This window comes from uncultured Cedecea sp. (assembly GCF_947498825.1).
Classification (GTDB): domain Bacteria; phylum Pseudomonadota; class Gammaproteobacteria; order Enterobacterales; family Enterobacteriaceae; genus JGM124.
The window spans coordinates 83,533-105,244 of record NZ_CANMLV010000017.1; the positions used below are offsets into that span (position 1 = coordinate 83,533).

Sequence of the window (21,712 nt, forward strand, 5' to 3'; positions counted from 1 at the left end):
GAGCCTGTAGCTTTAAGTATGACGTGTATAATAATTTAAGTTGCCCTATATTAGCTGAACGCAATCATCCAGTTACAGGCAGTTCACCTTTTATGTCCGATATCGATACGATAATTCGTAACAATGAACAATGGTCCTCTTTGATAGTCGATGAAGACCCCGGTTTTTTTGAGCGACTCGCGCAAACCCAAAAACCCCGTTTTTTGTGGATTGGCTGTTCTGACAGTCGTGTTCCCGCAGAGCGTCTCACGGGGCTTGAACCTGGTGAGCTTTTTGTTCATCGCAATGTCGCTAACCTGGTTATTCATACCGACCTGAATTGTTTGTCCGTCGTCCAGTACGCAGTGGATGTACTTGAAGTTGAGCATATTATTATCTGTGGCCACTACGGTTGTGGTGGTGTTCAGGCCGCAGTGGATAATTCTGAACTCGGTCTTATCGATAACTGGTTGCTGCATATTCGTGATTTGTGGTTTAAGCACAGTTCGCTGCTGGGGCAATTACCCTCAGAAGAACGAATGGATGCTTTATGTGAACTCAATGTTATGGAGCAAGTCTACAATATTGGTCACTCAACCATCCTGCAGTCAGCCTGGAAACGCAGCCAGAAAGTGACCGTTCATGGCTGGGTTTATGGTATCCATGACGGACGCTTACGGGATCTGGAAGTCACATCAACCAGCCGTGAATCACTGGAACGAGGTTATCGCTGTGGCATCGCAAATTTTAAGCAAACCAATCGCGGTCATCGCGATCTCACATCTTCTCAATAAATTCAACGAATGTAGTTAGCGATAACGGCCTTTAAAGAGGCTCCGGATAGCTGTGGAGTATCAGAAAACGATGACGGGCCCGTTCAGGCCCTGTTACTAAGAGTTTCTACTCGTCCAGCATCACAACTTTACCGACATATGGCAGGTGACGATAACGCTGCGCGTAGTCAATGCCATAGCCGACGACAAATTCATCGGGAATGGAAAAACCGACAAACTCAACCGGAACCTGAACTTCACGACGGGTAGGTTTATCAAGCAGTGTGCAGATAGCCAACGATTTTGGCCCACGCAAGCTGAGGATTTCACGCACTTTGCTCAGTGTATTACCGGAGTCGATAATATCTTCGACAATCAGCACATCCTTACCGCGAATATCTTCATCAAGATCTTTCAGAATTTTCACATCACGTGTCGTAGACATGCCGCTGCCGTAGCTGGAAGCAGTCATAAAATCGACTTCGTGAGATACCTGAACTTCACGGCATAAGTCAGCCATAAACATAAATGACCCACGCAGTAATCCCACCAGCACCATATCACTACCACTATCGCGATAGTGTTCGGTTATCTGACGTCCTAGTTCTGCAATACGGGCTTTAAGTTCCGTTTCCGGGATCATGACTTCAACGGTATGTTTCATAAATGTAACCAATTGATTTTAAGATAAATAAATTTAAGCAGAGGCAATTGATGTCTGCATTAAATATTAAGGCCGGAAGTATACCAGTAATTTACCCTGACATCTGCAATCGAGGCTGTTTCAATGCTGAGCAGTAAAACAAAATGGCATTATTGCTCTTAGCCTGCACTTAACATCAATTATTTTGACAAAGAAAAGCAAATAGTTCTGATTTCATTCAATCATCCTGTCCTCTATTATTTACCACATCAGGCCGACAGCGCCTTCCAATGAATAATGAAGCTTAAGGAATATGACCATGAATACAATCAAAACTTTTGTTGCAGTTACTGCTCTTTCTCTGATGTCTGTGGGTGCCTTCGCACAAAGTATCAGTACTACCGCCTCTACGCTGGATGCAGCAGAAGCTAAAATCGCAGCCAAAGCCGCTGAGCAAGGTGCTAACTACTCCATCACCAGCGCCATTGTTAATAACCGGGTGCATATGACTGCCCAGCTGGATAAATAAGCCAGACGTTATTTTCACCTGACTGATAAAGAAAACAAAAGGCCTCTTAGTTGAGGCTTTTGGTTTTCTGAATACCGGTATCACTATCAAAAACAGAGCTCAGTTAACCCCCCTCTCCATTCTGTGCAAGATGCTGCTCCAAAGCTTCGATAAACTTTCTCACTTTCAAGGGAACCAGCCGGGAAGTAGGATAGACCGCCCAAATATTCAGCGTCTCCGACTTCGCATCTTCTAAGACAATTTCGTTTACCGCGCCTGTCTCAAGGAAGGGAGCAACATACCATCGGGAAAGATTGGCTATTCCCAACCCCCCTGCACAAGCTTCAAATATCGCGTCGATCGAACTCGCAGCAAAACGGCCAGAGACCTTCTGCCGAATACGCTTTTCTCCGCATTCAAAAAACCAGTGTGATGTGCCGATATTGACCAAACAGCTATGAGTCAGCAAGTCGGTGACTGACTCTGGGGAACCATAGGAATTCAGATAAGAGGGGGCCGCACACAGTACCCGTGGATTATTCGCCAGTCGCCGGGCAACTAACCGGTTGTCCCGCAGAGGCGCAATACGTATCGCCACATCAATGCCTTTATCCACAATATCCAGCTGTTCATCGGTACTCACCAAATCAACACGTAGCAAGGGATGTTGCAGCATAAATGCGGGTAACATAGGCGCGACAACTTTTCGACTAAAGGCTGCCGATGCTGTGATCCTGAGGTGTCCGGTAAGAGCACTTCCTGCCGGACGCAAATCTGCCAGCGCATTCGCCTGCCCCTCCAGTAAAGAGACGGCATGGGGATAAAACATCTCCCCGTCACTGGTAGGTGAAAGTGACCGAGTCGTGCGATGGACCAACCTGACACCGAGTTCCGATTCAAGATTATTCAAGCTTCTTGATGCCGCCATGGCGCTGACAGAGAGCCGTCGGGCAGCACCCGCCAGGCTACCGGTTTGCACTGCTTCAACAAAAACTTCGATATCCTCAAACTTCATTATCTCGATTTCCGTTATATTGACGTAACGAATTACACATCTACACTATTTTTCGTGATAGAGCCATAGTTAACCTCAAGTCGCGCTCCCCCTCATCTCAACGTCTGAGATGTGTGGAAGGAGGCCAGAGGGATAATCATGGGTAATATCAGTGTGCTGGAAAAAGAGTTAAGCAGTTCACCACAATTAAGCACCGGCATGACATTTGCGATGGCCGTTTCCGCCGGGCTCGCCGTTGCCAATATCTACTATAACCAGCCGATGCTGGGGATCCTGGAACAAGAGCTTCCAGGTTCACTGACAGCGATGGTACCCACTGCCACCCAGCTCGGCTATGCCATTGGCTTGTTCGCCCTGGTCCCTTTGGGCGATCTTGTTGAACGCCGTCGAATCATTATTACGCAGTTCGCCATACTGACTGTCATGCTGGTCGCGGCGGCCCTTGCCCCCTCAGCAGCGATATTACTGATCGCCTCGTTTTTCCTCGGGATGGCATCAACAGTTGCCCAACAGATAGTACCGTTTGCGGCACAACTTGCAGAGCCGGGCAGAAGAGGGGCCGTTGTCGGGACAGTCATGTCAGGCGTACTCTGCGGTATTTTACTCAGTCGTACCCTTTCAGGATTTGTTGCCAGTCACTATGGCTGGCGGGCCATGTTCTGGCTGGGCGTTCCTTTGGCACTGATTGCCGGGGGGCTTATGGCTTGTTCACTGCCAAAGAGTGCCCCCTCAGCAAAGACCTCATACGTTCGCCTGATGGGTTCCATCATCCATCTCTGGCGTGAGTTTAGCGAATTGCGTACTGCCGCGGTAACTCAGGCACTATTATTCGGCTCGTTTACCGTCTTCTGGACAGTGCTGGCTCTGCGTCTCGAAGAGCCAATGTTTGGGTTGAATGCACAAACTGCAGGTCTGTTTGGCATTATCGGCGCAACGGGGGTGCTGGCAGCACCTTTTGCAGGCCGTATCGCCGATAGCCAGGGACCTTATAAAATTATTTTAGGCGGAACGCTATTAACCCTGATCTCCTGGGTCTTATTCGGTTTCTGGACTTCCGTTGCAGGTCTGGTGGTGGGATGTATTCTGCTCGATTTTGCGGTACAAAGTGTACTGGTATCCAATCAACATATTGTCTATGCACTCAGGCCTGAGGCCCGTTCACGATTGAATACGGTCTTTATGGGCGCGATGTTTCTCGGTGGAGCACTCGGTTCAGCGGCAGCGACCCTGGTCTGGGGTCTGGCGGGCTGGACCGGCGTATCGCTGCTTGGGGGGATAATGGCCATCGTAGCTTGCGCCGTGCAATGGTTAACGGCACAACACCGCCGCAAAGAACGCTAAATCAAAGAGGTTCAGCTTAAGATAAGGGAGAGGATGCCTCGATGATATCAAGGCATCGGCTCCCTGAAATGCAGCATTTATGGCAACTAAGCCACGCTAAAGCCAAGCATCATACCGGTATCTTCATGTTCCAGCAGATGGCAGTGCGCCATATAAGCATGTTCCTTAGCCGCATGATGATCAAAGCGCACCAGCACCTCACTCACCGCTCCTTCCACTTTTACGGTATCTTTCCAGCCCTGACGATGTGCAGCAACCGGTTTGCCATTCTCACTCAGAATACGGAACTGAGTACCATGAATATGGAAGGGATGCAGCATCATATCGCCGACCCCCGAAATCACCCATTTCTCAAGTTGCCCTTTCGGTACAGTAAAGGCTGCAGTATTCATCTCAAAAGGCTTACCGTTAATGCTATTGGCATTATGAAAGTCAAAAGCGGATTTATCGTTACCATGTGCCATCCCTCCATGCTGTCCCTTGCCATGTTGCATATGCCCCATTGAGCTGCCGCTGTTATTCCCCTTAGCATTCTGCCCCATTGCCATTCCAGAATGATCCATTCCAGAGTGGCCCATTGCCCCATGTCCCATGCCCGCCATCGCTTGCATCCCGTATTTCGCCATCAAGGCCTGCATGCCAAGCATATCAAGCTTAGGATCCATCATCAGATGGAAATGACGTTCAGCCAGTCCACTGGATACAGGTAAGGCAGGAACATCTACCAGCTTATCAGGGAGTTCGCCGGAGCCCGGAATAGTCAGCGGCTGAATACGAACAACCGGCACCGCATGGTCGAATGGCGCAACGGTCATGCCCATCTGTTGAACCGGCAGAGTGACGATATCAAAAGGCTGGCCATCAGAGGTATCCACCAGCACTTCAAAACGTTCCCCCATCAATAATTCCAGTTCATTGAGCTTCACCGGTTCAGCTAAAAATCCACCATCGCTGGCAACAACATAGAGTGGACGATTATCGCTGGCAGCAATTTTTAACGATCGGGCATTGCAGCCATTTAACAGACGTAAGCGTAACCAGCCGCGCGGGTTGGCGTGCTGCGGATAAACTGCGCCATTACACAACAAGGTATCACCAAACCAGCCAACCGCTGCCGTCATCACATCCAGCTGGTAATCGATTTGTCCCTGAGGTGTAAAGCGTTTATCCTGAATTATCAGCGGCACATCATCAATGCCCCAAAGGGAAGGAAGGCGGAGCTGACCGCTTTCATTATCATCAATCAGTACCAGACCTGACAGCCCCATCGCGACCTGACGCCCGGTTTGTCCGTGCTGGTGGGGGTGAAACCAACAGGTTGCCGCCCGCTGTTGTGGCGTAAAAGTCACACTCCGGCTGGCGCCGATACCAATGACTCCCTGCGGCCCGCCATCAACTTCGCCCGGAACTTCAAGACCATGCCAGTGAACCGTAGTTTCTTCTGGCAGATTATTGGTGATATCAACGGTGACGGTTTTACCTTGACGTAGTTTTAATGCTGGTCCCAGCAGAGAACCGTTATAACCGTAAGTGGTAGCAAGCTTATCGGCGAACTGTGTCGTTCCGGCATTAATATTTAAACGAATATGATTTTTAGCGTCAGCAGTCAACAATGCCGGGATCGGTAATGCAGGGCGTGTCGCTGCCAAGGCCGTACGACTCCAAAGTGGCAGTGCGCTGAAAGCGCCAATAGCCATAGAATACTTAATAAAATCACGACGATGCACATTCAACTCCTTTTGTCAGTCAAGAGAAAGACGATGATAATGCGAATAATAAATATCGTCTCGTCCGGTTTAACTGTGTTAACGTTTATTACCTGATACGAGATGGTGGATGTGATGAACATCAGAGTAAAGACATTATTACTGGGTGCATTGCTGAGCTACTCTGCCAGCAGTATGGCATTGAGTGAATCTGAAGCTGAAGATCTGGCTGATTTAACGGCCGTTTTTGTCTTTTTGAAAAATGACTGTGGTTACCAGAATCTGCCCAATGAACAGATACGGCGTGCGCTAGTTTTTTTTGCCCGGCAGAACAGATGGGATCTGAGTAATTACGATCAGGTGAATATGAAGGCACTGGGTGAAGAAAGTTACAACGATCTGAGCGGTATAAAAATTGCCACTGATAAAAAATGTAAAGCACTGGCGCAGGACTCCCTTAATCTGCTGGCTTATGTGAAATAAGCCTCCCCTCTCCTTTTTTTCTGTTGAAACAATGACCGTGCATCCCTGCTCATTGTTAGCTATGATATTTTGCTTTCTTTTCAATAGAGTCAATAGAGGAGGTGTCAGCGATGACCCAAAAATCGGTGTGGCAAGAAACGCTGCATGATAAGTTTGGCCAGTACTTTGCCATCGATAATGTGCTCTATCATGAAAAGACCTGTCATCAGGATCTGATTATTTTCGAAAATGCGGCTTTTGGTCGCGTTATGGCGCTGGATGGTGTAGTACAAACGACGGAGCGTGACGAATTTATCTATCATGAAATGATGGCACATGTCCCCTTGTTTGCCCATGGTCAGGCAAAACACGTGTTGATCATCGGCGGCGGTGACGGCGGTATGCTCCGCGAAGTTGCGCGTCATAAAACGGTTGAAACCATTACGATGGTAGAGATTGATGCAGGAGTGGTCTCTTTTTGCCGTCAGTATCTGCCCAATCACAGTGCCGGAAGCTACGACGATCCCCGCTTTAAACTGGTTATCGATGATGGTGTCAATTTCGTTAATCAGACATCACAAACCTTTGATGTCATTATTTCCGACTGTACTGACCCTATCGGACCCGGAGAATCACTTTTCACTTCGGCATTTTATGAAGGGTGCCATCGCTGCCTGAACCCTAACGGTATTTTTGTTGCTCAAAACGGGGTCTGCTTTTTACAGCAGGATGAGGCAATTGATAGCCATCGTAAACTCAGCCACTCATTTCAGGATGTCAGTTTCTACCAGGCCGCTATTCCTACCTATTTTGGCGGTATCATGACTTTTGCATGGGCCAGTGATAATCCAGGTATGCGCCATCTGTCGAGTGAACTGATTCAGGCACGCTTCCATAAAGCGGGTATAACGTGTCGCTATTATAATCCAGCCATTCATACAGCAGCATTTGCATTGCCACAATATTTGCAAAATGCCTTATCCCTATCGTCCGCCTGAGGAGATCCTCATAAATTGAAAAAGCTTAAACTTCATGGCTTTAACAATCTGACCAAAAGCCTCAGTTTTTGTATCTACGATATTTGCTATGCGAAAACCGCCGATCAGCGTGATGGCTATATCGCTTATATTGACGAGCTGTATAACGCTAATCGCCTGACAGAGATCCTGAGCGAGACTTGTTCTATTATCGGCGCTAATATTTTAAATATTGCCCGCCAGGACTATGAGCCTCAGGGAGCCAGTGTCACTATTTTGGTTAGCGAAGAACCCATCGATCCGCAGAGTATCGATCAGTCTGAACATCCCGGCCCACTACCCGATGCGATTGTCGCGCACCTTGATAAAAGCCATATCTGTGTTCATACCTATCCGGAAAGCCACCCGGAAGGTGGAATTTGTACCTTCAGAGCCGATATTGAAGTCTCGACCTGTGGGGTTATTTCGCCGCTGAACGCCCTGAATTATCTGATCCACCAGCTGGAAAGCGATATTGTCACCATCGACTATCGGGTACGTGGTTTCACCCGCGATGTGAACGGCATGAAACATTTTATCGATCATGAAATTAATTCAATTCAGAATTTTATGTCTGAAGATATGAAAGCGCTGTACGACATGGTGGATGTGAACGTCTATCAGGAAAATATCTTCCATACCAAGATGTTACTGAAGGAGTTTGACCTTAAACACTACCTGTTTAATATCAATCCTGATGACCTCAGCCCACAGGAACGTAAAACAATAACCGACCTGTTGTGGAAAGAGATGCGTGAAATCTACTACGCGCGTAATATTCCGACAGTATGATGACAAGCGTGGAGCGGTAATGCTCCACGTTATTTACCTACCCTGCAAAAATTCCCGGTAGGCATCCACCACCTGCAGAAAGTCTTCCACGCCACAGAAAGAAAGACTCTCTTCATCGTAATAGCTCATTCCCTCTTCCATTTCGTCCCCGGAGATGGCTAATTGATTAGCGCGGATCATGACCTCTTCTTCATCGAGCCACAGCGTATATTCATGTCCGACATGCTGCCACTGGCGCTCACTCCCTTTGACGGACAACGCCGCTTGCTCAACTTCATCCAACAAGGTTAAGTCACCTTTTACTTCTTCATTAAACCAGTGTCCGACGACTTCATGGCCCATCGACATCCGGACACGAACCTGGCCGGTGATATCTCGTAAAAATTCATATTCCATGATGTATTCCTGTTTCGGGTTTATACCCAAAATAATTCGAGTTGCTTGTAGGCACCCAATTCAGCCCGTCGATGAGCATAGATAAACTCTGTGATTCGGCGGGCTGGATGCAGGTAACACCCAGGCAACTTGAAGTATGACGGGTATATACCCTGCATTACTGGTATTAATACGCTTATTATGACAAGAAAACCGTGCCGCTATGTCATTTTTAACCATCAAGCGCAAAACATAAAACCTGAAACCGATTGCCTAAGGAACAGCATTTTCAGAAACCGTTGCCTCTGGCTGTTTTGGCTTCTCAGCGACCGATGATTCAGCATTGCCCCTTGGCTCTGCAGCCACAGAGGAAGGATCAGATGCCTCGGATGTGACAGCCGTTTCGCTATCTGCAGAAGTTGACTCTGTTTCAGCTTCGTTCTGTAGCGCTGTAGGGGGGCTTTCCGGGTTTACTGAGGTCATTGCCTCAGGTGACTGCTGTGGCGTACTTTCAGGTGGGCTTTCAGGTTCTTGTGGAGTAAGTTGCACCCTCGCTGGCAGGGGTTCGGACTCTGCCACTTGTTTTTCCGGAAGAGGTGCCGACTTGGGTAGAGGATCTATCCCACGCACGCTAAACAACGGCGTGTTTCGCGCAACCCGGTAGGCAACAAAGCGTGGCTGGTCTGCTACGGTTGTGACTTTTAAGCCAGGAATAGTCACTCGGCCTACCAGGGATCGGGCATAGCCTGCGACCTCATGTTCACCCGCAGGAACCTGAAGCAGCATGGCTTCTCCCGTCGGGAGCAGGCCCGCTTCTTTGCCATCGACAGTGATAAACAAATCAGAACCATCAGCTATTGGTGAAGGAAGGTGTGCGACCTTTAGTAAGGTTGCCCCCATACTAAAGCTGGCACTCTCCTGATTTTCTTGTTTTTTTGCGCATCCGCTTATTAGAAGAGCTATCCCAATTACAGCCGGGAGAATACGCTGAATCATAGTATTTGAATTTCCTGTTAGTGAATTGTTGCTTTCAGCTCAATATAGCTAAGGCGGTAGTAAATATTAATGGTATCAGGCCAATCTAAGACAATTCCGTGTGCTGTCAAAGACGTTTTATCCTACAAATATCGGGCAACGATTGTGCCTGCCGATAAGACCCGTGGCAACTACTCAACACGTTCCTTCATGTAATCTTGCTACATTGTGTTGCCATTTAATGTATCAGCGGCGAAGCGGGAACTGAACTGACAGAAGGTGTTGCCGGGGTCTGAAGTCCAGCCGTACGAAATTGTACGCCAAGTGCATTTTTTGAGCGTATTTAGCGGGTAAAGAAAACTTGGTTTATATTCACTCTTTTCGTTGACGTCAGTAACCATGCTACTTGCAGCATTCTGAGTGTTAAAAATTCAGTCATCAAATCAACGTAAATCTGTCCGATGCTGCCACGCGACTTATAGACTTAAAATCATATAGTTACGTTCTTAACGTACGTTTTCGTTCCATCAGGCTTTAAACCCCTTATTGGCCGCGTTTTCTTATACCACGCCTGACACTCGGTTCCGCTCAGGCAGTTCGCTCCAAGCTGGACTATATGCACGAACTCCCCGTTTAGTCCGACTACCGCGCCCGTTCAGGTAACTGTTCTCCTGAGTCCACCCCTGAAAGGCACAACGAATCTCCAGTGGCGGTAGCCATTGGTAACTGGGGAATCAGAGGGAGGTTACTTACGCATATATCTTCATATAAATATATACGACTACTTGAAGGCATCAGCCTTTAGAGGCTAAACTGACCGTACAGATTTGGTGACTGTTCCCGCTAAAGTCCAGTTACCGTCCGGTTCCGAGAGTTGCAAGCTCAAAGAACCCGAACCAACCCGCCTCTGGCGGGTTTTTTCGTTTCTGAGCAGGAGATTACGCCCAGATAAAAAGGATCTCAAGAAGATCCTTTGATACTTGTATCGCCAGCATCCCCAAAAAAACATATTATCTGAACATAAGGCTGTACTGACACCGCACTACGCCAAGAACAAACGGGAAGATCATCATGCCAAGGAATGCCTTCTACACAATATTTATACCTATGATGTTCATATTATCTGGATGCTATCCACATATAGGGCCAGATGGTAATGCAGCCATACCAGCTCCCTCCAGTATCCAAAAACAAAATAACCAGACATTAAATACAGGAAGCTACATCAACCAATGCTACGAAAAGGGGTTTTACGATAAAGAAACTCATGACGACATGTTGAAAGGATGGGTTAAATTACAGATTAAACAGACAGGTAAAAAACCGGTTATAACCTCGGTTGAGCAATCTGTTGACTACCACGGTTGCGAATATTTCATGATGAATTTCGATAATTACGGACTCATACCTCATTTAGATAGCAAAGGTAAGACCCGAGAAATAAGAGAAAAAAGATAAATCCAGTAAGTAGTTTGGCCTGCATTGCAGACAGGCCATTATTTCTATGATTAGGAAAACTGATCAGACGAACTCACTTCCATGTTTTATTTCCGTCCATATCATAGACCGTCCGCTGCCAGCGCTCATCCGGTCGATTGGTGAAGGTCACCAGTTTAGCCGGTTTGACCGCCCCGGTGACAATCCCCTGGCCGTCTCTGACCACGCTGTTCCAGTTGGCCGAGCAGTGCAGATACTTTTCTGCCAGCGCATGGATTTCCGGGGTGGTAAAGCCGATAGCAGATTGCCCATTTCGGGCAGCACGCCCCATCACAATAGTTTTTTCACACAGGCTGTTGAGTTCCGAGCGCAGTGCAAAATCTGGCACAGATTCAAGAATCCTTTTATAACTTAGCCCCTGACCTTCCGAAATCGGTTAGGTCTACCAGACACCATACGGATACACCTTCCCCTTAATAAAATCTTTTATGTCTTTGTCATACCCATAAGAAAAATCGCTCTTGGTTATCCCTTTACAAATGTCTAATTTATCCCCGGAGACAGTTTTTAGAACTGACGGTGTGATGCGATAATTAGGCTCAAATCCTATGCCCTGCAGCCAGACAGCCACCTTTCCTTCCGGTGCCAGACCAATTAGCACGGTGTCATAGGTATTATGGTACGGATCACTTTTCCCGCTGGCACTACGCATCTTTTCCACAACGTCATCAGGCAGGGTCAGGTAGGTTTCATACACCTTTTTATCTATTACCGAATCCCAGCAGAAAAAAAACTGCTTTGGCGGGTACTGGACGTGATTCCAGTGGCCCCCCGGCGCCCGATCTCGATCGTTCCATTCCCCGATAACGCCGGGCATATCTGGAGTACTGTTCAACGTAACAAACCGCGATACCCCACCGTCAGCATCAAAAATAACGGCGAACGTCACCAATGCGGGCAGCGCCTTCGGCGTGAAAAAGTTAAAATACCACTCTGTCGGCACATCGCTTTTGACAACAGTATTGGACTGGCCTGCACTGTGACAGGCCGTCAGAACAAGCACCGGGAGCAGTCCGGCCAGACGAATTATTTCCATGTTTTATTCCCGTCCATATCGTAGACCGTCCGCTGCCAGAGCTCGTCCGGTCGGTTGGTGAAGGCCATCAATTTCGCCAGTTTGACCGCCCCGGTGACCATTCCCTGCCCGTCTCTGACCACGCTGTTCCAGTTGGCCGAGCAGTGCAGATACTTTTCTGCCAGCGCATGGATTTCCGGGGTGGTAAAGCCGATAGCAGACTGACCGTTTCGGACGGCACGCCCCATCACAATGGCTTTTTCACACAGACTGTTGAGTTCCGAGCGCAGTGCAAAATCTGGCACAGATTCAAGAATCCTTTTATAATTTAGCCCCTGATCTTCCGAAATAGGCTAGGTCTACCAGGCACCATACGGATACACCTTCCCCTTAATAAAATCTTTTATGTCTTTGTCATACCCATAAGAAAAATCGCTCTTGGTTATCCCTTTGCATATATCTAATTTATCCCCGGACACGGTATTCAGGATTGACGGCGTTACGCGATAATTAGGCTCAAATCCTATGCCCTGTATCCAAACAGCTACCTTGCCTTCCGGAGCCAGACCAATTAGCACAGTGTCATAAGTATTATTGTACGGATCGCTTTTCCCGCTGGGACTGCGCATTTTTTCCACAACGGCGGCTGATAAAGTGAGATGTGTTTCATACACCTTTTTATCAATAATGGAATCCCAGCAAAAAAGAATATGTTTAGGAGGACGTTCAACGTGATTCCAGTAGCCTCCGGGAGCGCGATCTTTATCATTCCACTCACCGATAACTTTAGGCAGATCGGGTGTGCTGTTCAGCGTATTAAACCGGTAAATCGTTCCGTCAGCATCCTGAACAATGGCAAACGTCACCAGCGCAGGCAGCGCCTTCGGCGTGAAAAAATCAAATTTCCACTCGGTGGGCACATCGTTTTTGGCGGCGACGGCGTTGCGCTGACTGGCCCCGTTGCAGGCCGTCAACGTCAGTACAGAAAGCAGTCCGGCCAGACGAATTATTTCCATGTTTTATTCCCGTCCATATCGTAGACCGTCCGCTGCCAGCGCTCGTCCGGTCGGTTGGTGAAGGTCATCAATTTCGCCGGTTTGACCGCCCCGGTAACCATTCCCTGCCCGTCTCTGACCACGCTGTTCCAGTTGGCCGAGCAGTGCAGATACTTTTCTGCCAGTGCATGGATTTCCGGGGTGGTAAAGCCGATAGCAGACTGACCGTTTCGGGCGGCACGCCCCATCACTATCGCTTTTTCACATAAACGAATAAGTTCTGGCCGAAGTTTTAATTCTATATTCGAGTCTCGGATAGGATGGAATACCACACCCGCATCCTGTGCCGCATCGAGCATCACCCGCAGCACCACTTTCGACCAGTCGTTACGTGTCGGCCGGTCAATGATCAACGCCGCACCGCTACGCTTTTGCAGCATGCCGTAGCGGTCAGCGGGCATCCTGTCGTCATGCCAGGTATCTGCGTTCACCTCCACCGCATTCAGCAGCGGTGATATCGCCGGATAGCTGTCCATCACGTTAAGTTGCTCGCAGGTCTGCCGGTAAATCCGCGTTTCCGTATCGGAAGTGGGAAGGGGTACAGTTTCAAACTGCGGCCGGGTCAGAAAATAGGCTTCGTGTTCGACGGGGTTATAACCACCGCCAATGTCGGAATGCACACCCGGCAGAGCCAGCTCCGGCCACGCCGGTTTTACGCTGTTCAGCGCAAAGTTAAACCGGCATTCGTGCTGCGCGGTGATATGAAAAACCTTCTCCGCCACACCCGGACGCAGCACGATATTCACGTCCCCGGTATCGGCGCTATGAGGATTAAGGCCATTCGTAGGTGTACCAATGGCTGCTACGGTATCAAATATCCCCAGAAAACGGGTTTTACCGCCGGGGATACCTGAGAACTCAACGTCACCCAGCCCTGACCTGATGGCCGCAATAATGGCGCTGTCCTGACTGAATACCCGGTTGGCAAAATGCCGCGCTGTTGCCGCCCCGCGGCTGAACCCGAAAATATCAAAATGCAGTTCTTTGATGACACAGGAACGCGCATCGGAATATTTAACTAAATAACCGCCAACAGCTGCAGCCAGTGCAGCAACCGCCTTATCAGTTTTTCTGACTACGCCGGTTTCACCCCGGCCAGTCGCCATCCCGTAACCGCTGTCGCCTTCCCCGCTTTCCGTACCAATTCCCTCGATATAAATAGCATATTGCCCATACCCTTCATCGGGGGTGATATCTTGGTTATACAGCGTTTTCAGCCAGTGCACATTGGTGTAATAACCAAGATGGCTCCCGGCAGCGGTGCCGCTGTAACCCCGTTTCAGTCGGGTACACTGAATTAAAGCAGAATGGGTATCGGCATCATTCAGCCCAACATGATCACCATTGCAGGCCTTTTGACGCGCTGCACTGTTATCCGCATTATTGCCGGTGCCGTCAAAAAACACCCCAATCGTCAGCGTGATTTCCCGCTTCTTCTTCGCCGCCTGTGCACGCTGTTCAGGCTCTGACGCCTGCGCTTTTTTCCTCGCGGTCTCAGCCCGTTCTGCCACACGACCGACGTTAGAGTCGCTCTCATAAGTGTCTGTCTGGACTGACGGGATAAACCGGGCGCTACACGGGCAGGAGCTGTAGCTGTCCAGCGAACCCGCCCACTCTTTCAGCTCTCCGCCCACCTCGTAGGTGTCCCCCATGCCACCGCAGACGCGGAAGCGCCCCTCATGCTTCCCGCAGGTCACCGGGTCTCCAGACCTGGCTTTCTGTCGCTCAATGCCGCCTATTTCGTAGGTATCGTCAGACGCTCCGGAAAGAATGCGCCCCCCGCAGGTGGTCTTGTCCAGGTGATACAAAAAAAATCCCGTTGCCATAATCCCTCATGACATAAATGGTTATAAACCAAGCACATCATACTCCCTCGGGGTCTGAAGTCCAACCGTACGAAATTGTACGCCAAGTGCATTTTTTGAGCGTATTTAGCGGGTAAAGAAAACTTGGTTTGTATTTACTCTTTTCGTTGACGTCAGTAACCATGCTACTTGCGGTATTCTGAGTGTTGAAAATCCAGTCATCAAATCAACGTAAATCTGGCCGATGCTGCCATGGGATCTATAGACTTAAAATCATATAGTTACGTTCTTAACGTACGTTTTCGTTCCATCAGGCTTTAAACCCCTATAGGGACGTGTATCAGAACTGGCTTCACTATGCGCGGTACGAGAATCTCATTACATTAAGTGGCTCACATAGTGCCTGTGAGCCACCCTTTTTAGTCAGAACATTAAACAAATGACCATATTAGCCAGGTGAAGACAAAGCCGGAGAAGCCAAGAATCGTTGTCAGAACCGTCCAGGTCCGTAGGCCGTCAGCCACCGAGAGCCCGAGATACTTAGTAACAATCCAGAAACCGGAGTCATTGACGTGGGAAAGACCAAGCCCACCAAAACAAGCCGCCAGAGTAACCAGCACCAGTTCCAGTTGATTGAGACCAGTAGCCGCTTCACTGAGCAGACCACAGGTGGTAAGAATAGCCACTGTTGCAGACCCCTGAGAAGCGCGTAATGCCAGGGACAACAGATAGGCAGCAGGTACCAGAGGCAAATGGATATCGGTTAAGGTATCAGCCAGCGCTTTACCAATTCCCGATTCCACCAGTACTTTACCAAATACGCCACCGGCGCCGGTCACCATAATAACCATCGCGGCGGTAGGCAGGGCATCCCCCATCACTCCGCTGGCTTTTTCCAGCGACCAGCCACGACGCAGGCCGATAAGCCACATTGCCAAGGCTAAAGCAATCAGCAAGGCAACCGTTGGTGAGCCAATCAATGCCATGGTATTGCGAATAGTATTACCTTCAGGCAGTACGGTAGCAGAGACGGTACCCAACATAATAATAGCAATAGGTATCACAATCAGCGCAGCAATCAGCCCGGCCGAAGGTGCAGAGACCGGTGCAGTTCCAGGTGTCGTATCTTCAGGTTTAGAAAGCTGTAACTGCTCAACCACGTCAACTGACAGCAAGTACTGACGGCGGTTCATGCGCTTGGCTACCCAGTAGCCAATCACGCCGACCGGAATAGAAACCAGCAATCCAAGAATGGTTAACCAGCCAATATCCGCATTTAAAATACCTGCCGCCGCGACCGGGCCTGGATGAGGAGGCATGGCAACGTGAACCGTCAGCATCACACCAGCAACGGGCAGACCAAATTTGATCGGTGAAACTTTAGCAACCTTGGCAAAACCGTAGATAATCGGTGCAAGAATAATAAAACCAACGTCGAAAAAGACCGGAATACCGAGAATAAACGCCGCAATAGTCAGTGCCGCAGCCACCAGGGTTGGCCCCATAATTTCGGCAAAACGGTGTGCCAGTGATTCAGCCCCGCCAGAAACTTCAATCATTCTGCCCAGCATTGCGCCAAGGCCGATAATAATTGCTACCGATCCGAGTACCCCCCCCATTCCGCTGGTGACAACCTTCATAACATCCTGGGTTGGAATACCCGTCGCCAAGGCGACCAGCAAACTGACCACCAGTAGAGCAATAAACGGCTGTACTTTAAATTTAATCACCATCAACAGCAGCAGCAACACGCCTGCCAGTGCAATACAGAGTAAGAGCGAGGTGGCCATATTTCTATCCTCAAGAATATTTTTATTATTCGCTTAGGCAAGCGATGTATATATTTTAACGCAGGTGTTAAACTACCCCTTTTATAATAAAAGGGGATATAACTCTCTTCAGATAATTACAATTTCACACTTGGCATAATGAAATAATTAATATTCACTGCCACTTATTAAGCCATTCAAGTCCATCGGTTGTTTTTCCACGTGGATTATACTCACAGCCAATCCAGCCTGAATAATTAACCCGGTCTAACTCTTCAAAAATATAATCATAATTGATCTCACCTTCATCTGGCTCATGACGTTCAGGGACGGATGCAACCTGAATATGTCCAACATGCCCGGCTAAATCGTGAATAATTTTCGTCAGATTACCATCGACAATTTGTGCATGGAAAAAATCGAGTTGAATAAACACATTTGGTTTATCAATTTTTTTCAGTAATGCCAGAGTCTGATATTGGCTCGCCATTAAATAACCTGGTTTCACTTTCGGACTCAATGCTTCCAGCATGATATTAATGCCATAAGGGGCAAATTTATCCGCTGCATAACGAATATTTTCGATAAAAGCCTGTTCGCAGGTTGCAACCTCTTCTCCCTCAGGAACGACTGCCGCCATAATATGTACCGAAGGACAACCCAATACGCGGGCATATTCCAGCGCATTATCAATATCAGCATGTGCCTCAGCACTACGACCCGGCAGAGCACTACGTCCCCATTCCCCAGCAGCAATATTTCCAGGCGCAGTATTAAACAACACTTGTCTGAGACCATTCTCGGTTAATTTCTCCGCCAATAACTCAGCGGGATATTCATAAGGAAACAAATATTCGACGGCAGTAAAACCAGCATCCTTTGCTGCCTTAAAACGTTCAAGAAAAGGCACATCGGTAAATTGCATCGAAAGGTTGGCAGCAAATTTAGGCATGATTAACTCCGTTAAATCAGGAAAGTTCAGCTATTTCAGATTCGGTGAGATAGCGGATTTTTCTTTCACCAAGAATAAAGATTAATTTGGCCGTCTCCTCCAGCTCTTCCATATTATCAGCCGCTGCACGCAGGTTTTTTCCTGTTACAACCGGACCATGGTTAGCCAGCAAAAATGCTTTATAGCTGGAAGCCAGTTTGCCTAGATCTTCACCGAGACGCGCATCACCTGGACGATAATAAGGAACCACAGGGACTTTACCCACTCGCATCACTACATAAGGGGTAAACGGCCTGATAGCATCTTCAGTATTCAGACCCTCCAGGCAAGAGAGTGCCGTCAAGTAGGTACTATGCAAATGGACAATGGCCTTACACTCAGGGTCATTCTGATAGATAGCCCGATGAAAACTCACCTCTTTTGAGGGTTTATCACCTGACAACCACTCACCACTCATCGTCACCTTTGAAAGCGTATCGACACTTAGCTCCCCCAGACAAGAGCCGGTCGGTGTAGCCAGCAGGTTGCCGTCTTCCAGTAGCAGAGAAAGATTCCCGGCGGACCCCGTGGCATAACCACGCTGGAAAAAAGAGGCCCCGAGTTTCACCATATCCAGACGAGCCTGTAACTCGCTGGCAGAATATTTTTCCGGATTTGGCATTGCGTCACGCATCATGAAACTCCTTTTGCGCCCGGGCGAAGAAATCTTCATCGCCAAAGTTACCTGACTTTAATGCCAGTGAAAGTGTGTTATCGGTTGAACGCACCCAAGGTACGCCCGGAGAAATCGTCGGGCCAATATGAAACGACTGAATACCTAAAGTTTGAGCAACAATGCTGGAAGTCTCTCCCCCGGCGATAATAAAGCGCTCAAAACCTGACTGTTGAAGTTTGGCTGCAACACTGGCAAAGAGTTTTTCCACTGCATGACTACTGGCCTCAGAACCAAAACGTTGTTGTATCTGCGCTAATGTTTCTGGCGAAGAGGTTGCATAAAGCAGGGGGGCCAGTGCATCCTGACGGTGGGCTTCTATCCAGTTAGTGAGTTCCTGTACATAAGCCTGCAGTTCCACCTCTCCCTGCAAAGCGCGCGCAACATCAATCGCCTGACCGGCAGCCTGTTGCAGATAGCGGGTAACTTGTTTATTGGTCATCACAGAACATGAACCGGACAGCACAACCGCCGCACCCGAATGAGGTTTACCCGCATCGGTCGCTGACAAACGGTCCTGCTTTTCACTCGCCCACTGACGCGCCAGACCGATCGCCAGGCCTGATCCCCCAGTGACCAGCTTCATATCACGCAGTGCTTCACCCTGAGTCAGCAAGTGCTGTTCGTTCAGCGCGTCCAGTACCACATAGCGTTTACCTTCATTTTTCAGTGCCTGAAGGCGTTGCCGAACGGCATCAGCCCCCTGCTCCATTACAGAGTAAGCCACTAAACCACATTCACCCTGAGCCTGTTTTTCCATCACGCGTAACAGATTACTGTCAGTCATTGGCGTAACCGGATGATGACGCATACCCGAATCACTCAGCAGTTGCTCCATCACAAACAGGTGTCCCTGATACACCGTACGGCCATTAACCGGCAGCGAAGGCGAAATAATCGTCTGGGTTTCTCCCAGTTTATCCAGCAGGGCATCAGTTACCGGACCAATATTGCCTTTCTCCGTGCTATCAAAGGTTGAGCAGTATTTAAAATAGAATTGCTGGCACCCTTGCTCTCGTAACCATTCCAGAGCGCGCAGTGAATCTGCAACCGCCTGACTTGCCGGGCAGGAACGAGATTTCAGACTGATGACCACCGCTTCAGCAGTCACCTGAAAATCTGCACTCGGTACGCCATTCAGCTGAACCGTAGCCAGGCCATTATTGACCAGAAAGCTGGCAATATCCGTAGCCCCGGTAAAATCATCGGCAATAACACCTAGCTTAATCATCATGCCTCCGATTTTCCTGGCAGCGTAATACCACTGAAGATTTTGATAACAGCGCTGTCGTCCTCTTTGCCATAGCCGGCATTGCTGGCGCTGGTAAACATATTGAATGCCGTCGATGCCAGCGGCAGAGGGAAATGCAGGGCTTTAGCGGTGTCCGTCACCAGGCCTAAATCTTTCACAAAAATATCGACCGCAGATTTAGGCGTATAGTCGCCATCAACCACATGCTTCATGCGGTTCTCAAACATCCAGGAATTACCAGCTGCATTGGTGACCACTTCATACATAATATCCAGTGGGATATCTGCCCGGGCTGCCAGCGCCATCGCTTCTGCACCCGCGGCAATATGCACACCTGCCAGTAACTGGTGAATAATCTTGACCGTTGCTCCCAGACCAATCTCTTCGCCAATGCGATACACTTTACCGGCGACGGCATCCAGTACTGGAGCCAGCTTTTCAAAAGCCAGATCAGATCCAGAAGCCATTACCGTCATATCTCCATTAGCGGCTTTCGCTGCGCCACCTGATACCGGGGCATCCAGCATAATAAGTTGGTGTTCACCCAGACGTTGCTCAATCTGTTTTGCGTCCTGGGCTGAGATAGTTGAAGAAACCATCACGACAGTCCCCGGCTTTAATTTGCTCGCAACCTGTGATTCACCGAATAAAATAGCATTCACCTGGGCGGCGTTGACCACCAGCAGCAACACGGCATCCAGCTTATCGGCAAAAGTATCTATCCTGGTTTCCGCCTGGATTGCACCTGCCTGCTGAAGGCGTGACAGAGCATCAGGATTAAGATCAACACCATAAGTCGCCAGCCCCGCTTTGATGCAAGATGACGCAGCACCAAACCCCATGGAACCTAAGCCGATTACGGCAACAGCATAGTCAGAATTGTTCTTCATGATGGCAGCCTTGTTAAAATTAGTGATTATTTGTTCTCTGATGTTAAATGTAAGGGATCTGAATGTGTTTTACGGTGATATATATCACATATTTTAACACTCCAGAACCCCACACATCCACAAGGGAGCAACCTGTATAACAACCCCAACAACACCCATTAATATCAATAAGTTAACAAAACAAGACAACGAAAGGGATTGTTAAAAATCACGGCGTCCCGGGTAGTAGGATACGTGAATTTATGATAATAATGATGTACTAACAGACATTAATCACAATATTTACCATGAGGTTTATCTTGAACAGAGGACAGATACTGTGATCCCGATAGAACGCCATCAACAGATTCTGGCGCTGATCTCCTCCCGGGGCGTCGTGAGCATTAATGAACTAACTGAGCGTCTTAACGTCTCGCATATGACGGTACGTCGCGATGTGCAAAAGCTGGAACAAGACGGTTTACTGCTTTCAGTTTCAGGGGGAGTACGCTCACCTGAACGTCTGGCCAGCGAACCTTCCCATCAGGATAAATCTGTGATGTTCAGCCAGCAGAAAGCCGCTATCGGTAAACTGGCCGCCCAACATATTCCCTTGAATAGCTGTATCTATCTCGATGCGGGAACCACAACACTTTCCCTGGCCCGCGAGCTGGCCGAACGCAGTGACTTGCTGATAGTCACCAACGATTTTGCTATTACGGGTTTTCTTATTGATAACAGCGAATGTCGGGTTATCCATACTGGCGGTACGCTATGTCGCGAAAACCGTTCTTCGGTCGGTGAGGCCGCTGCGCAGTCGTTACGCAATTTATTTATTGATATTGCGTTTATCTCCGCGTCATCCTGGAGTCTGCGTGGTATTTCAACGCCAAATGAAGATAAAGTCGCGGTAAAACGTGCGGCGATTGAGGCCAGCAGTCATCATGTTTTACTCTGTGATACCTCAAAATATGGTCGAATTGCCACTCATCTTGTCACACCACTAACGGTGTTTAATTGCCTGATTACTGATGGTGGATTGCCGATCACTGCACAGGAAACGCTGAGCAGTATGAAAATTGAAGTACTCACTGCGGGTGAAACAATGGCGAATGACGCCCTCTGAATCGAGTAGGAGGCGGGATCACTCCCGCCGTCCTCTCACACCACCGTACGTACGGTTCCGTATACGGCGGTTCAT

The 21,712-nt window shown here is 48.6% G+C and carries 23 protein-coding genes; 8 read left to right on the forward strand and 15 right to left on the reverse strand.

The window, feature by feature from the left end:
* Positions 1–92: 92 nt before the first annotated feature.
* Positions 93–773, forward strand: coding sequence for a carbonate dehydratase (gene can, locus Q1A40_RS16630; RefSeq protein WP_300002163.1), 681 nt, complete (start codon positions 93–95; stop codon positions 771–773).
* 106 nt (positions 774–879) lie between these two features.
* Here can and hpt read toward each other — a convergent pair whose 3' ends face one another.
* Positions 880–1,416, reverse strand: a complete 537-nt coding sequence (gene hpt, locus Q1A40_RS16635) for a hypoxanthine phosphoribosyltransferase (RefSeq protein ID WP_300002166.1) — start codon at positions 1,414–1,416, stop codon at positions 880–882.
* Positions 1,417–1,714: 298 nt separating this feature from the next.
* Between hpt and Q1A40_RS16640 the strand changes: the two genes are divergently transcribed.
* Complete coding sequence (locus Q1A40_RS16640; RefSeq protein WP_300002169.1) at positions 1,715–1,924, forward strand: YdgH/BhsA/McbA-like domain containing protein; 210 nt, start codon at positions 1,715–1,717, stop codon at positions 1,922–1,924.
* 103 nt (positions 1,925–2,027) lie between these two features.
* Here the strand turns inward: Q1A40_RS16640 and Q1A40_RS16645 are convergent, their stop codons facing one another.
* Positions 2,028–2,918 carry a LysR family transcriptional regulator gene (locus Q1A40_RS16645; RefSeq protein WP_300002172.1) on the reverse strand — a complete coding sequence of 297 codons (891 nt, stop codon included), beginning with the start codon at positions 2,916–2,918 and terminating at the stop codon, positions 2,028–2,030.
* A 138-nt stretch (positions 2,919–3,056) separates the two neighbouring features.
* Between Q1A40_RS16645 and Q1A40_RS16650 the strand changes: the two genes are divergently transcribed.
* Positions 3,057–4,259, forward strand: a complete 1,203-nt coding sequence (locus tag Q1A40_RS16650; RefSeq protein WP_300002175.1) for an MFS transporter — start codon at positions 3,057–3,059, stop codon at positions 4,257–4,259.
* Positions 4,260–4,345: 86 nt separating this feature from the next.
* Here Q1A40_RS16650 and cueO read toward each other — a convergent pair whose 3' ends face one another.
* Positions 4,346–5,986 carry a multicopper oxidase CueO gene (gene cueO, locus Q1A40_RS16655; protein WP_300002177.1) on the reverse strand — a complete coding sequence of 547 codons (1,641 nt, stop codon included), beginning with the start codon at positions 5,984–5,986 and terminating at the stop codon, positions 4,346–4,348.
* A 114-nt stretch (positions 5,987–6,100) separates the two neighbouring features.
* Here cueO and Q1A40_RS16660 point away from each other — a divergent pair, with 114 nt between their 5' ends.
* From Q1A40_RS16660 to speD, 3 genes are all read left to right on the forward strand, one after another.
* Positions 6,101–6,448, forward strand: coding sequence for a YacC family pilotin-like protein (locus Q1A40_RS16660; RefSeq protein WP_300002179.1), 348 nt, complete (start codon positions 6,101–6,103; stop codon positions 6,446–6,448).
* A 110-nt stretch (positions 6,449–6,558) separates the two neighbouring features.
* Complete coding sequence (speE, locus tag Q1A40_RS16665) at positions 6,559–7,425, forward strand: polyamine aminopropyltransferase (RefSeq protein WP_300002181.1); 867 nt, start codon at positions 6,559–6,561, stop codon at positions 7,423–7,425.
* A 15-nt stretch (positions 7,426–7,440) separates the two neighbouring features.
* Entirely contained in the window at positions 7,441–8,235 is a 795-nt protein-coding gene (gene speD, locus Q1A40_RS16670) for an adenosylmethionine decarboxylase (protein WP_300002184.1), read from the forward strand.
* Between the two features lie 33 nt (positions 8,236–8,268).
* Here the strand turns inward: speD and yacL are convergent, their stop codons facing one another.
* Positions 8,269–8,631, reverse strand: coding sequence for a protein YacL (gene yacL / locus Q1A40_RS16675; protein WP_300002187.1), 363 nt, complete (start codon positions 8,629–8,631; stop codon positions 8,269–8,271).
* A 252-nt stretch (positions 8,632–8,883) separates the two neighbouring features.
* Positions 8,884–9,606: a hypothetical protein gene (locus tag Q1A40_RS16680; RefSeq protein ID WP_300002189.1), complete on the reverse strand. Its 723-nt coding sequence runs from the start codon at positions 9,604–9,606 to the stop codon at positions 8,884–8,886.
* 1,050 nt (positions 9,607–10,656) lie between these two features.
* Between Q1A40_RS16680 and Q1A40_RS16685 the strand changes: the two genes are divergently transcribed.
* Positions 10,657–11,043 carry a hypothetical protein gene (locus Q1A40_RS16685; protein WP_300002192.1) on the forward strand — a complete coding sequence of 129 codons (387 nt, stop codon included), beginning with the start codon at positions 10,657–10,659 and terminating at the stop codon, positions 11,041–11,043.
* Positions 11,044–11,116: 73 nt separating this feature from the next.
* On the opposite strand, the gene Q1A40_RS16690 is transcribed toward Q1A40_RS16685, so the two are convergent.
* From Q1A40_RS16690 to ltnD, 10 genes are all read right to left on the reverse strand, one after another.
* Positions 11,117–11,410, reverse strand: coding sequence for a hypothetical protein (locus Q1A40_RS16690; protein WP_300002195.1), 294 nt, complete (start codon positions 11,408–11,410; stop codon positions 11,117–11,119).
* 54 nt (positions 11,411–11,464) lie between these two features.
* A complete protein-coding gene (locus Q1A40_RS16695) occupies positions 11,465–12,118 on the reverse strand; it encodes a DUF2931 family protein (protein ID WP_300002198.1) in 654 nt (217 codons plus the stop codon).
* Positions 12,109–12,402, reverse strand: a complete 294-nt coding sequence (locus Q1A40_RS16700; RefSeq protein ID WP_300002200.1) for a hypothetical protein — start codon at positions 12,400–12,402, stop codon at positions 12,109–12,111. The genes Q1A40_RS16695 and Q1A40_RS16700 overlap by 10 nt, the downstream gene beginning before the upstream one ends.
* A gap of 54 nt (positions 12,403–12,456) precedes the next feature.
* A complete protein-coding gene (locus tag Q1A40_RS16705) occupies positions 12,457–13,113 on the reverse strand; it encodes a DUF2931 family protein (protein WP_300002203.1) in 657 nt (218 codons plus the stop codon).
* Entirely contained in the window at positions 13,104–14,978 is a 1,875-nt protein-coding gene (locus Q1A40_RS16710; protein WP_300002206.1) for a DUF2235 domain-containing protein, read from the reverse strand. The genes Q1A40_RS16705 and Q1A40_RS16710 overlap by 10 nt, the downstream gene beginning before the upstream one ends.
* Positions 14,979–15,388: 410 nt before the next feature.
* A complete protein-coding gene (locus tag Q1A40_RS16715; RefSeq protein ID WP_300002209.1) occupies positions 15,389–16,747 on the reverse strand; it encodes a GntP family transporter in 1,359 nt (452 codons plus the stop codon).
* A gap of 154 nt (positions 16,748–16,901) precedes the next feature.
* Positions 16,902–17,678, reverse strand: coding sequence for a 2-oxo-tetronate isomerase (gene otnI / locus Q1A40_RS16720; RefSeq protein WP_300002212.1), 777 nt, complete (start codon positions 17,676–17,678; stop codon positions 16,902–16,904).
* Positions 17,679–17,694: 16 nt separating this feature from the next.
* The gene (gene otnC / locus Q1A40_RS16725) at positions 17,695–18,351 is read right to left on the reverse strand and encodes a 3-oxo-tetronate 4-phosphate decarboxylase (protein ID WP_300002235.1); all 657 of its coding nucleotides are present in this window, start codon (positions 18,349–18,351) and stop codon (positions 17,695–17,697) included.
* Positions 18,344–19,621, reverse strand: a complete 1,278-nt coding sequence (gene otnK / locus Q1A40_RS16730) for a 3-oxo-tetronate kinase (RefSeq protein ID WP_300002237.1) — start codon at positions 19,619–19,621, stop codon at positions 18,344–18,346. Before otnK ends, otnC begins: the two co-directional genes overlap by 8 nt.
* Positions 19,621–20,532: an L-threonate dehydrogenase gene (ltnD, locus tag Q1A40_RS16735; RefSeq protein ID WP_300002214.1), complete on the reverse strand. Its 912-nt coding sequence runs from the start codon at positions 20,530–20,532 to the stop codon at positions 19,621–19,623. Before ltnD ends, otnK begins: the two co-directional genes overlap by 1 nt.
* Positions 20,533–20,851: 319 nt before the next feature.
* On the opposite strand from ltnD, the gene ygbI reads away from it, so the two are divergent.
* Positions 20,852–21,637: a DNA-binding transcriptional repressor YgbI gene (gene ygbI, locus Q1A40_RS16740; RefSeq protein ID WP_300002217.1), complete on the forward strand. Its 786-nt coding sequence runs from the start codon at positions 20,852–20,854 to the stop codon at positions 21,635–21,637.
* Positions 21,638–21,712: the final 75 nt, after the last annotated feature.

Coding starts and splice junctions, on each gene's coding strand:
- ltnD (WP_300002214.1), bottom strand. CDS start 20,532: ATGAAGAACAATTCTGACTATGCTGTTGCCGTAATCGGCTTAGGTTCC.
- speE (WP_300002181.1), top strand. CDS start 6,559: ATGACCCAAAAATCGGTGTGGCAAGAAACGCTGCATGATAAGTTTGGC.
- Q1A40_RS16660 (WP_300002179.1), top strand. CDS start 6,101: ATGAACATCAGAGTAAAGACATTATTACTGGGTGCATTGCTGAGCTAC.
- otnC (WP_300002235.1), bottom strand. CDS start 18,351: ATGCGTGACGCAATGCCAAATCCGGAAAAATATTCTGCCAGCGAGTTA.
- Q1A40_RS16640 (WP_300002169.1), top strand. CDS start 1,715: ATGAATACAATCAAAACTTTTGTTGCAGTTACTGCTCTTTCTCTGATG.
- otnI (WP_300002212.1), bottom strand. CDS start 17,678: ATGCCTAAATTTGCTGCCAACCTTTCGATGCAATTTACCGATGTGCCT.
- Q1A40_RS16715 (WP_300002209.1), bottom strand. CDS start 16,747: ATGGCCACCTCGCTCTTACTCTGTATTGCACTGGCAGGCGTGTTGCTG.
- can (WP_300002163.1), top strand. CDS start 93: ATGTCCGATATCGATACGATAATTCGTAACAATGAACAATGGTCCTCT.
- Q1A40_RS16705 (WP_300002203.1), bottom strand. CDS start 13,113: ATGGAAATAATTCGTCTGGCCGGACTGCTTTCTGTACTGACGTTGACG.
- Q1A40_RS16695 (WP_300002198.1), bottom strand. CDS start 12,118: ATGGAAATAATTCGTCTGGCCGGACTGCTCCCGGTGCTTGTTCTGACG.
- Q1A40_RS16645 (WP_300002172.1), bottom strand. CDS start 2,918: ATGAAGTTTGAGGATATCGAAGTTTTTGTTGAAGCAGTGCAAACCGGT.
- Q1A40_RS16685 (WP_300002192.1), top strand. CDS start 10,657: ATGCCAAGGAATGCCTTCTACACAATATTTATACCTATGATGTTCATA.
- hpt (WP_300002166.1), bottom strand. CDS start 1,416: ATGAAACATACCGTTGAAGTCATGATCCCGGAAACGGAACTTAAAGCC.
- Q1A40_RS16650 (WP_300002175.1), top strand. CDS start 3,057: ATGGGTAATATCAGTGTGCTGGAAAAAGAGTTAAGCAGTTCACCACAA.
- Q1A40_RS16710 (WP_300002206.1), bottom strand. CDS start 14,978: ATGGCAACGGGATTTTTTTTGTATCACCTGGACAAGACCACCTGCGGG.
- yacL (WP_300002187.1), bottom strand. CDS start 8,631: ATGGAATATGAATTTTTACGAGATATCACCGGCCAGGTTCGTGTCCGG.
- otnK (WP_300002237.1), bottom strand. CDS start 19,621: ATGATTAAGCTAGGTGTTATTGCCGATGATTTTACCGGGGCTACGGAT.
- Q1A40_RS16680 (WP_300002189.1), bottom strand. CDS start 9,606: ATGATTCAGCGTATTCTCCCGGCTGTAATTGGGATAGCTCTTCTAATA.